This window comes from Noviherbaspirillum sp. (assembly GCF_036846085.1).
Classification (GTDB): Bacteria; Pseudomonadota; Gammaproteobacteria; order Burkholderiales; family Burkholderiaceae_D; genus Noviherbaspirillum.
The window spans coordinates 1-12,863 of sequence record NZ_DAIUCO010000147.1; the positions used below are offsets into that span (position 1 = coordinate 1).

The 12,863-nt window shown below is 64.5% G+C and carries 10 protein-coding genes; 6 read left to right on the top strand and 4 right to left on the bottom strand.

From position 1 onward, the window contains the following. Window positions 1-85 precede the first annotated feature (85 nt). Both gudD and V7080_RS16485 read left to right on the top strand, forming a co-directional pair. On the top strand, window positions 86-1,468 hold the full coding sequence (gene gudD, locus V7080_RS16480; RefSeq protein WP_334189480.1) for a glucarate dehydratase: 1,383 nt from the start codon (window positions 86-88) through the stop codon (window positions 1,466-1,468). A gap of 55 nt (window positions 1,469-1,523) precedes the next feature. Further along, window positions 1,524-2,987 (top strand): aldehyde dehydrogenase (NADP(+)), encoded by a 1,464-nt coding sequence (locus V7080_RS16485; RefSeq protein WP_334189481.1) that lies wholly within the window; start codon window positions 1,524-1,526, stop codon window positions 2,985-2,987. A 22-nt stretch (window positions 2,988-3,009) separates the two neighbouring features. On the opposite strand, the gene V7080_RS16490 is transcribed toward V7080_RS16485, so the two are convergent. From V7080_RS16490 to V7080_RS16505, 4 genes are all read right to left on the bottom strand, one after another. Then, a complete protein-coding gene (locus V7080_RS16490; RefSeq protein WP_334189482.1) occupies window positions 3,010-3,867 on the bottom strand; it encodes a DUF6920 family protein in 858 nt (285 codons plus the stop codon). A gap of 39 nt (window positions 3,868-3,906) precedes the next feature. Beyond that, complete coding sequence (locus V7080_RS16495) at window positions 3,907-5,238, bottom strand: sensor domain-containing protein (protein ID WP_334189483.1); 1,332 nt, start codon at window positions 5,236-5,238, stop codon at window positions 3,907-3,909. Window positions 5,239-5,353: 115 nt separating this feature from the next. Then, window positions 5,354-8,032: a cation-translocating P-type ATPase gene (locus V7080_RS16500; RefSeq protein ID WP_334189484.1), complete on the bottom strand. Its 2,679-nt coding sequence runs from the start codon at window positions 8,030-8,032 to the stop codon at window positions 5,354-5,356. A 57-nt stretch (window positions 8,033-8,089) separates the two neighbouring features. Further along, window positions 8,090-9,874: a PHA/PHB synthase family protein gene (locus tag V7080_RS16505; protein WP_334189485.1), complete on the bottom strand. Its 1,785-nt coding sequence runs from the start codon at window positions 9,872-9,874 to the stop codon at window positions 8,090-8,092. Window positions 9,875-10,079: 205 nt separating this feature from the next. Here V7080_RS16505 and fabI point away from each other — a divergent pair, with 205 nt between their 5' ends. From fabI to V7080_RS16525, 4 genes are all read left to right on the top strand, one after another. Beyond that, window positions 10,080-10,865, top strand: coding sequence for an enoyl-ACP reductase FabI (fabI, locus tag V7080_RS16510; RefSeq protein ID WP_334189489.1), 786 nt, complete (start codon window positions 10,080-10,082; stop codon window positions 10,863-10,865). Window positions 10,866-10,943: 78 nt separating this feature from the next. Beyond that, window positions 10,944-11,381: a universal stress protein gene (locus tag V7080_RS16515; RefSeq protein WP_334189486.1), complete on the top strand. Its 438-nt coding sequence runs from the start codon at window positions 10,944-10,946 to the stop codon at window positions 11,379-11,381. Window positions 11,382-11,474: 93 nt separating this feature from the next. Beyond that, entirely contained in the window at window positions 11,475-11,966 is a 492-nt protein-coding gene (locus V7080_RS16520) for a hypothetical protein (protein WP_334189487.1), read from the top strand. 318 nt (window positions 11,967-12,284) lie between these two features. Then, on the top strand, window positions 12,285-12,863 hold a 579-nt coding region (locus V7080_RS16525; protein WP_334189488.1), incomplete at its 3' end, for an SDR family oxidoreductase.

Here is a 12,863-nt window from a genome sequence, read left to right on the forward strand (position 1 = left end):
GAAGTCGACTGATCGCCGATGCCATCCGGGCCGCGCCCCGCGCGGCCCCACCTGATTCAAATAGCAACCTTCCCTGGAATTCACCATGTCTGCATTGAACACAGCGCAAGCGGTAAACACAAACACCGCTGACCGCGCCGCGCGGAGCGCACCGGTCATCACGGAAATGCGCGTCATCCCCGTCGCCGGACGCGACGCCATGCTGCTCAACCTCAGCGGCGCGCACGGACCGTATTTCACCCGCAACATCGTCATCCTGAAAGACAATGCCGGCCATGTCGGCGTCGGCGAAGTGCCCGGCGGCGAACGCATCCGCCAGACCCTGGAGGATGCAAGGCAGCTGGTGATGGGCCAGTCGATCGGCGCCTACCACGCGATCCTGAATGCGATGCGCAGCACCTTCGCCGAACGCGATGCCGGCGGGCGCGGACTGCAAACCTTCGACCTGCGCGTGACCATCCATGCCGTCACCGCGGTGGAATCCGCCCTGCTGGACCTGCTGGGGAAATTCCTCGGCGTGCCGGTCGCGGCATTGCTCGGCGAAGGGCAGCAGCGCAGCAAGGTGGAGATGCTCGGCTACCTGTTCTACGTCGGCGACCGCACGGTCACCGACCTTCCCTATCCGGGCGAGCCCGACGCGGAAGACGACTGGTGCCGCCTGCGCCATGAAAAGGCAATGACGCCCGAGGCGATCGTGCGGCTGGCGGAAGCCGCCTATGCCCGCTACGGCTTTAACGACTTCAAGCTCAAGGGCGGTGTGCTGCGCGGCGAGGACGAGATGGAAGCCGTCACCGCGCTGGCGGAACGCTTCCCGAACGCCCGCATCACGCTCGACCCGAATGGCGGATGGCTGCTCAAGGATGCGATCCGCCTGTGCCGCGACAAGCACGACGTGCTGGCGTATGCGGAAGATCCCTGCGGCGCGGAGAACGGATTCTCGGGACGCGAAGTCATGGCCGAGTTCCGCCGCGCCACCGGCCTGCCGACGGCGACGAACATGATCGCAACCGACTGGCGCGAAATGGGCCACGCGATTCAATTGCAATCCGTCGACATCCCCCTGGCCGATCCGCATTTCTGGACCATGCAGGGATCGGTGCGGGTGGCGCAGATGTGCAACGAATGGGGGCTGACCTGGGGCTCGCACTCGAACAACCACTTCGATATCTCGCTGGCGATGTTCACGCAGGTTGCCGCCGCGGCGCCCGGAAAGATCACCGCCATCGATACCCACTGGATCTGGCAGGACGGGCAGCGGCTCACGAAGCAACCGCTGAAGATCGAGGGCGGCATGGTCGAGGTGCCGGTAGCGCCGGGCCTGGGCGTGGAGATCGACATGGAGCAGGTCGAAGCCGCGCACCAGCTTTATCTGGGCATGGGTCTGGGTGCGCGCGACGACGCGATGGCGATGCAATACCTGATACCGGGCTGGAAATTCGACAACAAGCGTCCATGCCTGGTGCGCTGAACCCGCACCGGCCTGCTTCGGCACATCATGCCGGCAATCTTTTGAAACATGAACCATGTCAGCACAAGCAATGCCATCCCCTACTCACCCGTCGCCCCGTGAAATGCCGTTCGAGGAAATCGATCGCATCGTGCACGTCGCGCAGGCCGCGGCCGAGGCATGGGCGTCCAGCGACGCCGGTTCGCGCAGCCGCCTTCTGCGCGAACTGGCCGCGGCGCTGGAAAACGGCCGCGAACAACTCGTCGCGCTGGCAAATGAAGAAACCTTTCTCGGTGCCCCGCGCCTGAACGGCGAGCTGGATCGCACCGCGTTCCAGCTGCGTGCCTTCGCCGATGCGGTCGATGCCGGTGAGCCGTACGCGTTCATCGACGACCCGGCCGTGCCCGGTGCGCCGCCCGCAGGGCATCCACGCCTGGTGCGGGTCACTCTGCCGCTGGGGCCGGTCGCCATGTTTTCAGCGAGTAATTTCCCGTTCGCCTTCTCGGTACTGGGCGGCGATACCGCTTCCGCGCTTGCCGCCGGCTGCCCGGTCGTGGTGAAGGCGCACCCGGCGCATCCGCGCCTGTCGGCCGCCGTATTCGGGCTCGCCCTTGCCGCGGTGCGCGAAGCCGGTGCGCCGCAAGGGGTGATCGGCATGGTGGAGGGCGCGAGCCGCGACGTCGGCGTGTACCTGGTCCGCCATCCGGGCATCGCGGCGGTCGCGTTCACCGGGTCCTTCGCCGGCGGCGCCGCGCTGCAGCGGGAAGCCAACGCCCGTCCCGTACCCATTCCGTTCTTCGGCGAACTCGGCTCGACCAACCCCATCGTCGCCCTGCCGTCAGCGATCGGCGCGCAGGGGCTGGCGCTGGCGAAAATGCTGGGCGCGTCGATTGCGCAGGGCACCGGCCAGTTCTGCACCAGTCCCGGTGTGCTGCTGATGCTGGAAGGCGACGCCACCGACGCATTCATCCGCGAGCTGGCCAGGGAAATGGATTCACAGTCGACACACGCCATGCTGTCGCCCGCCATCCGTTCCGCCTTCGACCACGGCGTCGACAAGCTGGTCCGGCACGCGGCAGCGACGCGCATTACGACAGGCGAATCCTCCGCCGACAAACACCCGGTCCCCAACCTGGTGGCGCTCGACATGGATGCTTTCCTCGCCCATCCCGAACTGCGAGAGGAGGTGTTCGGGCCGTCTTGCGTCGTGCTGAAGGCCGGATCGGTCGATGAAATGCTGGCCGCGCTGCGGGCGATCGGCGGCAGCCTCACAGTCACCGTCTGGGGCGCGGAGCAGGAGGATGCCGACAGCCGCCGCATCGTCCGGCAGGCCGCCGCGATTGCCGGCCGGGTACTGTTCGCCGGCGTGCCGACCGGCGTCGCGGTCACCCGGGCCCAGCATCATGGCGGACCATGGCCCGCATCGACCCAGCCGCACACCACCTCCGTCGGATTGATGGCGATGCAGCGCTTCCTGCGCCCGGTCGCGCTGCAGGACCCGCCGGAATGGATGACGGCGCGTGCGGGCGTGCCGCTGTGAAAGCGGCGGACGTGTAGGATTTTTACGGGCGCGCGAACTCGTATCGGATTTCCGCGATACGTCCGCGCCAGTAGGGCTTTTCGCCTTCCGGCAGCAGCCACGCCACTTCGCCCTCAAGCGGCACGACCATGCCTCCGCGTTCCTGGTAATTCCAGAAGCGGCCCTGCCAGGGTGTCGGGATGATCCGGTCGCCGACGGTGCGTCCGCGTGCTTCGGCGCGAACGGTGTCGATCAGGCCCTCGTCGTTGAAGGTGAAGAGCATCGCGAGGGTGAGGGGACCGTCGACGAGCGTACCGCGTGCACGACGGTCGTCGACCGCATCCCATCGCACGCCCTGGTCGGGAAGCAACGCCGTCGGATACCACGGCGCTTCGGCAAAAAAACGCATCAGCTCGCCTTCGGCCACCGCACGCGTGCCCCGCATGTCGGCCACCGGAAACAATCCGAGCACGGCGGCATGCAGGATTCCCTCGCCGCCGACATAGGCGTCATGCACCCGGACGGTCAGTCCCGGCATCATCGATACCCGTCCATCCCAGTCGAAGCCGGGACGACGGGTAATCACCTGCTGATCCGACGTGAACGGTTTCCATTGGTCGGCGGTTTCCCCCATGTTGAACGTGCCCCGGTGGCGCACCCGCACACCCGCCACCATCGGCTGCCCGTCCCTGAGCACGGTACGGAAGTAGCGCCGCACCGGCGCGGGCAGGTCTTCCAGTCCGGCGAAGCTGACGGATGCCGGCACGACAGGTGCGCGTGCCGCATCGAGTCGTGCGCGCAGATTATGGGTCATGCCGCTCCAGCGGAAAGCGCCGGCGGCGGCCGATATGGCGGCCACCGCGGCCAGGGAGAGTGCAACGATCGGGACGATTTTCAGCATGGCGGATGCATGGGGCCGAAATGTTTCGATTGCCGGTGACTATCTGGCAATGGATGTCTTGAGTTTCTTTTCCTCGTACATCGCCTTGTCGGCATGTCCCAGGAGCTGGTCGATATCGTCGCCATGGTCAGGATAGAGCGCGATGCCGATACTCGGCAGCGCACGCACGTCATTGCCATGGATCGTCATTTCCTGTCCCAGCGTGGAACGGATCTTGTCGGCGATCGACAATGCCTGCTCCGGCAACTGGAGCGGTTCCACAAGCACCACGAATTCATCACCGCCCAGACGGGCGACGGTATCGTTTTCGCGCATGCACAGTTTCAATCGGCGCGCGGCTTCCTGCAGCAGCAGGTCGCCGCCCGCATGCCCGAGCACGTCGTTGACCTGCTTGAAATTGTCCAGGTCGATATAGAGAACAGCCATCCGGCCTTGCTCCCTGCGGGCTGTGGCAAGGGCGTCCGCCATCCGGCCGTAGAACAGGCGCCGGTTCGGCAGCCCGGTCAATGCGTCTAACTGCGCCATCGCCAGAAGCGCCATGTGCAACTGCTTGCGCTCGATCGCGGCCGCAACCTGTTTCGAGACGAACTGCAAAAGCGCCTTGTCCTTGTCGGTGTAGACCGCGGCGGGAGGGCTTTTCACCACCATGGCACCCAGGGTTTTTGACTGCGACAGCAGGGGTACGGCCAGCCAGGATTCGATGCCCGCCGCAGCTTGGGCGCCGCCCGGATCGGCGGGTTGCGGTTCCGGCCGCAGCGCCGGTTCGCCGCTGGCGATGACTTTGGCGCATAACCGGCGCGCGGCGGGCTCTTCCCCGAGCGGGTTGTCGTCATGGCTGTCGAGCTGATACGGGAAATCGAGCATGCCGTCATCGCTCACCAGCGCAACTGCAAAACTGCTGACCGGTACCAGCGTTGCGATGATCTGGCGCACCTTCTGGAGCAGCGTCGCGAGATCGGACGCGGCATGTGCCGCTTCGGAAACCGCATAGGTCGCCGCCTGTAGCGATTTCGCCTGTTCCCGCTCCGTCACATCGCGGGCCACGCCGATTCTCAACTGGTCGGCCTCGGACCAGCGGGCGGACCACATGATGCAAGCGAGGCGGCCGTCCTTGCGCAGGTAGCGGTTTTCGAAACCAATCCGAGGCTGGCCGGCCATGACCTTCGCCGCCTCTTCACGGGTCCGCTCGCGGTCTTCCGGGGCAATGAAATCAATCATCATCCTGCCGATCATTTCGTCGGGCTTGTAACCAAAAATCCGCTCGGATGCCGCATTCACATACAGGATGCGGCCGTGCACATCGACCATGAATACCGCGTCCAGCAGGAGATCCGCAAAGTCTGGCAAGTCGTCGTACTTTTTCGGGTTCATAGCGTTGGATATTAGCAAGAACCCGGCTTCCGGCGGTGACGATGCCCCTGAAAATAGATTTAAAAATCCGCGCCGTCCCGGTCGGCCGGCTCGCCAGCCGCCGATGGCCGGTTCTCTAGCGGTTTTTGCCTGCGTCGACATACAGCCAGCCTTGTCTTATTGCCAGTTTGTCCAGCTCCACGATCACAAACACCAGGCTCGACAATCCCAGGCAGAACAACAGCTCCGGGATGGTCAGCGGTTCGGTGTCGAAGATCGGATTCAAAGCCGGCACATACACGGTCGCCATCTGCAGCAGGAAAGTCAGCAGCACAGCGCCCAGCAGCGGCAAATTGGACCGCAACCCCTGGCGGAAGATCGATTCGCGGTCCGAACGCAGGGCCAGGACGAGGCCCATTTGCGACAGCGTCATGACCGTGAAGACGATGGTTTGCCAATGCGTCGATCCGGATTGGATCGACCACGCCTGCGCAAGGAGGCAGACCCCCGCGGTGGCAAGCCCGACCCACAGGATCCGTTGCCCCATGCCGTTGGCGAAGATGCTTTCCGCCGGCGGCCGGGGAGGGCGTTGCATGATGCCTTTTTCCGCCGGCTCCGCCGCCAGCGCCAGTCCCGGCAGGCCGTCGGTCAGCAGGTTGACCCACAGAATATGGATCGGCAGCAGCGGAATCGGCAGCCCGAGGAATGGCGCCAGGAAAATGATGGCGATTTCCGCCGAATTGCCGGTCATCGCGAAGCGGATGAATTTGCGGATGTTGTCGAAAATGCGGCGTCCTTCGCGGATCGCCGCCACGATGCTGGCGAAATTATCGTCGAGAAGGATCAGGCTGGACGCCTCGCGCGCCACATCGGTGCCGCCCTTGCCCATCGCCACGCCGATGTCGGCGCGTTTCAGTGCCGGCGCGTCATTGACGCCGTCGCCGGTCATCGCAACGAACTCGCCCTGTGCCTGCAGGGCGGCGACGATGCGGATTTTCTGCGCCGGGTCCACCCGTGCGTAGACGCGGATGTCCGGCACCATGCGCCTGAATGCCTCGTCGCTCAGCGCGGCGAGCTGCGTGCCGGTCATGACGATGCTGTCCGCGGCCGCGATGTCGAGATGGCGCGCGATGGCCAGTGCGGTGGCGCCGTGGTCGCCGGTGATCATCACGGGGGTGATGCCCGCCGACCGGCATTGCGCCACCGCTTCCTTCGCTTCCTCCCGCGGCGGATCGATCAGGCCGGCCAGACCGACGAAGACCAGTTCGCTTTCGACGGCGGAAATCGCGACGCCGTCCGGCACTGCCGTCCAGCGCCGGCACGCGACGGCCAGCACCCGCAGTCCGCGCGCCGCCATGCTTTCCGCCGCGGCCAGCACCGCGTCGTGCCGCAATACCGATTCGCCCTGCGCGGTCAGCGCGCTGGCGCAGAGAGGGAGCACCCGCTCCGGCGCGCCCTTGGTGTAGGCGATGAATCCGTCCGGCTGGCGATGCACGGTGGTCATGCACTTGCGGTCGGAATCGAAAGGCAGCTCGTGCACCCGGGCGCACGACGCTTCCAGCATGGCCTTGTCGTAACCCGCGTCCAGCGCCGCCATGTAAAGCGCCACTTCCGTCGGGTCGCCGGCGGTGTTGCCGTCACCGTCACGGCTCGCATCATTGGACAGCGCCAGCGCGGAGAACAGGGAATGCCAGGGCTGACCGTGCACAGGCAGCGGATCCGCCTTCCAGTCGTGCAGCACCGTGCCGTCCGCAAGCAGTTCGCTGACCTGCATCCTGTTCTGGGTAAGCGTGCCGGTCTTGTCGGAGCAGATATAGGTCACCGACCCGAGCGTCTCGACAGCCGGCAGGCGGCGGATGAGCACATTCGTGCGCACCATCTTGCGCGCGCCCAGCGCCAGCGAAATCGTTACCACCGCCGGCAGCGCTTCGGGAATCGCCGCGACCGCCAGGCTGATCGCCGTCAGCAGCATCAGCACCGGGTCTTCATCGCGCAGCAGGCCGGCGGCGAACACCACGGCGCAGATGGCCAGCACCGCGAGGCCGAGGCGGCGGCCGAACACCGCCAGCCGTTTCTGCAATGGTGTTTTCGAGTCGCCGGCCGCATCGAGCAGGGCCGCGATCTTGCCGAGTTCGGTGGCCATCGCGGTGGCCACCACGATGCCGGTGCCGCGGCCGTAGGTCACCACCGTGCCTTTGAATGCCATGTTCCTGCGGTCGCCGAGCGGCAGGTCGGCACTGTCCAGCACCGCGCCGGTCTTCTCTGCCGTCACCGCTTCGCCGGTCAGCAGCGCCTCATCGATCTTCAGTTGCGCGGTTTCCGCCAGGCGCAGATCGGCAGGCACGACATTCCCGGCCTCCAGCAGCACGACGTCCCCGGGAACAAGGTGCGATGCCGGAATCGCCAGGCGCCGGCCGTCCCGCAGCACCTGCGCCTGCGCCGCCGCCATGCCCTTCAATGCGGCGATCGCGCGCTCGGCACGCACTTCCTGCACGAAGCCGATCACGGCGTTGAGCAGCACGATCACCACGATGGCGATCGTGTCCTTGACATCGCCGATCATGCCGGACACGACGGCGGCCGCCATCAGCACGACGATCATGAAATCGGCAAACTGGTCGGCAAGTATCCGCCACATCGGGCGGGGCGGCTTCTCGCTGATGGCGTTCGCACCATCCCTGGTGAGGCGGACGGAACTCTCTTCCGCCGTCAGTCCGGCGGCCAGGTCCGTTCCAAGCCCGTTCGCCGCCGCGGATGCGGATACGGTATGCCATGCCGGCGTGTCGCCGCGGTGCTCCATATCATTGACCTGCATGGAAACATCCGGCAGGTAACGATACAAGGACGCCTTGCGTCGGGTGCAACAGCGGGCTCAACGCTGCAGCACGTAAGTGCCGGGCGCGTCGCACAGCGGCGTGCCCATCGCCGGCGGTGCGATCATCCTGCCGGAACATCCGGACAGCCAGCGCTCCCATGCCGGCCACCACGATCCCTGCTGCTGCGGCACGCTCGCTTCCCACACCTCCGGATCGACATGCGGGTCGTCATGCGCATGGGTCGCCATCTGGTAGCGCCGCTTCGGATGCCCCGGCGGCGACACCACGCCGGCGTTATGGCCGCCGGTGGTCAGCAGGAAAGTCACCTCGGTATCGCTCAGCAGCCGGATCTTGAAGACAGACCGCCACGGGGCGACGTGGTCGGTGAGCGTGCCGACGGCGAAGACGGGCGCCCGTATGTCGGTCAGCGCGACCGGCTTGCCGCCGGCCAGGTAACGCCCTTGCGCCAGCTGGTTTTCAAGGAAAAGCTTGCGCAGATACTCCGAATGCATGCGGTAGGGCATGCGGGTGGTATCGGCGTTCCATGCCATCAGGTCGCTCCGGGTTTCCGGCCGGCCGAGCAGATAGTGATTCAGCTGGCGCGACCAGATCAGGTCGTTGGAGCGCAGCAGCTGGAATGCACCGGCCATCTGCTTGGTGTCGAGATAGCCCTTCTCCCACATGATCGCCTCCAGGAACGCGACCTGGCTCTCGTCGATGAACAGCGACAGCTCGCCCGGTTCCTTGAAGTCGACCTGGGCCGTGAACAGCGAGATGCCGGCCAGCCGCTGGTCGCCGTCGCGCGCCATGGCGGCAGCGGCGATCGCCAGCAGCGTGCCGCCGAGGCAGTAGCCGACCGCGTTGACCTGCGGCGCGCCGGTGATCGAGGTAATCGCCTGCAATGCATCCATCACGCCGAGGGTGCGATAGTCCTCCAGCGACAGGTCCCGATCGTCCGCATCCGGATTTTTCCAGGAAATCATGAACACGGTGTGCCCCTGTCCGACAAGGTAGCGGACCAGCGAATTCTCAGGCGACAGGTCGAGGATGTAGTACTTCATGATCCACGCCGGCACGAACAGCACCGGTACCGCATGCACCTTTGGCGTGGCCGGGCTGTACTGGATCAGCTCGATCAGCCGGTTGCGAAACACCACCTTGCCGGGCGTGATCGCTACCGTGCTGCCCACGGCGAAGTCGGCGTCGGCATGCTCCTTCCTTTGTGCTTCCCGTTCCATATCGCGCAGGGCATTGACGGCGCCCTGCAGCAGGTTGCGCCCGCCGGTGCGCGCCGTTTCATCCTGCACGACCGGATTGGTCAGGAGGAAATTCGACGGCGAGAACATGTCCAGCCACTGGCGCGTGATGAAGGTCACCACATCCTGGTGATGCGGCGCGACGCCGCTCACGCCGCTCGTCGCCCGGTGCCACCATTGCTGCGACAGCAGGAAGCCCTGGTAAAGGCCGTGGTAGGGCCAGCGCTGCCATGCCGGATCGGCGAAACGCTTGTCCTGCGGCAGGGGTATCACGCAATCGCTGTCCGGCTGCGCATTCGCGCCGTGCCTCGCGCAGTAATCGCACCAGCGGAAAAACTTGTCCCATGCATCGGTGACCAATTCCTGGTGCTTGGATGGCGACAGCTGCAGATGCATGAGCCAGTCGAGATACGCCAGCATCAGCGCGGCCGGCGAAATGTCCGCGGTGAAACGGCCGAGCGTGGCCTTGAATGCACGATCGAGGTCGGCTGGTGCTTCATGCTCCCGGTTGTAATGGCCGGTCACGCCCAGCCATGCGCTGGCCAGGCGCTCCGAATTGAACGGCGGAATGGTCGGTGTGTTCATGGCGCACGGGTCCGTTATCGATGGTCACTGCAGATTAACAACCGGTTTGTGAAAACTTTTGATCCAGATCAACCGGATCCGGATGGCCGGTTTTAACCTTGGCGACGATTGTTTGCGCGGGTTGCCTGCACGCGATAACGGCGCCGGCGTCCAGGCAAACAGCCATTTCGTTACAACCTGCGACAAGGACGCCGATATGCCCGCAATGGTGACACCGACCAACAAGGCTTTCGATTTATCCGGTCGGCGCGGCCTGGTGATCGGCATCGCCAACGAACAATCGATCGCCTACGGCTGCGCCCGGTCGCTCCGCCAGGCGGGCGCGACGGTTGCGGTCACCTATCTCAACGACAAGGCCGAACCGCATGTGCGCCCGCTTGCCGAAAGCCTCGGCAGCCCGCTGATCGCAGCCTGCGATGTGCGTATCGCAGGCCAGCTGGAAGCGGTGTTCGAGCGCATCGAACGGGAATGGGGTTCGCTGGACTTCGTGCTGCATTCGATCGCCTATGCGCCGAAGGAGGATTTGCACGGGCGCGTCGTGGACTGCTCCGCCGCCGGCTTCGCGATGGCGATGGACGTGTCCTGCCACTCCTTCATCCGCACGGCGCGCCTCGCCGAGCCGTTGATGAAGCAGGGCGGTTGCCTGATGACGGTCACCTTCTACGGTTCGGAGCGGGTGGTGGAACATTACAACCTGATGGGCCCGGTGAAAGCGGCGCTCGAAAGCACCTGCCGCTATCTCGCCGCCGAGCTCGGGCCGAAGGATATCCGCGTCCATGCGATATCGCCGGGGCCGGTGAAGACGCGCGCGGCGAGCGGGATCGACCGTTTCGACGCGCTGCTGGAGCGGGCCGCGGCCGAAGCGCCGCAGCGGCAGCTGGTCGGCGTCGACGACATCGGCGCGCTCGCCGCCTTCCTCGCGGGTGACGGCGCAAAGCTGATCACCGGAACGGTCATCCCGGTGGACGGCGGCCAGCATGTACTGGCTTGACGCCAGGCAGGCGGGCGCATGGACCCGCATCAATCTGTCTCAAACACCATATTTTTCACGACAACCAGGGAGGACTTCATGTTCAACACGATTCTCGTACCGACGGACGGCTCCGCCTTGTCCGGGAAGGCGATCCGGGGCGCCATCGAACTCGCCAGGCTGACCGGAGGGCGGATCGTGGCGGTTGCCGTCGCCGAACCGTATCCGTTCGCGCCGTTGTCGCAGGGCGACGTCACGCCGGACCAGAATATCTATGAAAAGCAGACCCGCATGTATGCGCAATTGCATGCCGACCAGGCAGCCGACATTGCGGCCAAAGCAGGTGTGCCATGCGAGAAACACGTGACGATGTCACTCAGTCCCTATGAGGGCATCCTCGCCGCCGCTGCAGAACACGGCTGCGATGCGATTTTCATGGCGTCGCATGGCCGCAAGGGGTTGAACCGGCTGTTCGTCGGCAGCGAAACGCAGAAAGTGCTTGCACACACCACGATCCCCGTCATGGTCTTCCGCTGAACACGGAATGACGAAAAGCGATCGCACGACCGGTGGAACGTTCACGGTGCCAGCTTTGTCAAATACTTTCCCGTTGTTTCATAGGAGTATTTCGTGTTCACGTTTCCCGTTACCGCAGCATCCGATTTTGTCCGCAGCAACCTGGAAATCCAGCTATCCCTCGCAAACAAGATGATGGGAAGCATGATGGATACATCGATGCAATTTGGAAAGCTGAACGTCCAGGCCTCACGCAAGCTGATGGAAGAATCCGCCAGCGCGGCGGAAAAAGCGATCGGACTAAGGTCATTCGCCGATACCCAGGCGTTCCTCCTGGAACAGTCGCAATTGGCATATCAGCGCTTCAGCGGCTATAGCCAGAATGCGCAGAAAATCGCCGCCGGCAGCATTGGAAACCTGAATGCCGTTGCCGCAAGCGCAACTGCACAGCAGGAAATAAGCGCAGCCGAAACACAAACGCAAGCGCAAACGCAGGAAAAGCATGCGGCGCCGCATGGACAGCAGCATGAAGTCGATCCGCAACCGTCGACACTGGTCGAAAAACTGATCTCCAACGTCGCCAACGACACCGGCAATCTTCACTGATCAGCATCTTCGCTGCGCCCTGCATCTTCCCGATGTACGGGCGCAGCGAATTTCTTCTCCTTTCCTCCCCCGATACATCGCCGGTACGGCGCGCAACAGCAGCGATATGCGGCACGACAGATCAAAGATAACTTTTTGACATGGAAGGCGGAACCGCTTTCGTTATCTCTACTCAACATCTGAAAGCGCATTCGTACAAGGGTGCTTCTTCAGGCTGCAATTACCTGCGCACTGTCCATGCATGCCGACAGGAATCACCTACGCCTGCAAGGCTGCGCGAGCCATCGCTTCATAAACCTCGAGTACCGACATTCGCCTATGACGACGAGCCGAACAGTTGTCCTGACAGGGGCCTCCGCCGGCATCGGCCGGGCAGCCGCGATCCTGTTCGCCCGGCGGGGCTATCGCGTCGCCTTGCTCGCCCGCAGTCCGGAGGGATTGGAAGGCGCATGCAATGATGTGCGGGCGGCGGGAGGAACGGCATTGCCGATCATCACCGACGTGGCCGACCATGCGCAGGTCGAAGCGGCCGCCGAGCGGGTGGAGCAGGAATTCGGCGCGATCGATGTCTGGGTGAACAACGCGATGGCCACGATTTTCTGCCCGCTCAAGGACATCTCGCCGGAGGACTTCGAACGCGCGACCCGGGTCACCTATCTCGGCGCGGTATGGGGAACGATGGCGGCGCTCCGGCGCATGACGCCGCGCAATCGCGGGACCATCGTGCAGGTCGGCTCGGCCCTGGCATACCGGTCGATTCCGTTGCAGGCGCCTTACTGCGGCGCGAAGAGCGCCTTGCGCGGATTCACCGACTCGGTCCGCTCGGAACTCATCCACGATAAAAGCCAGGTACAGATCACCATGGTGCAGTTGTCGGCGTTCAATACGCCGCAGTTC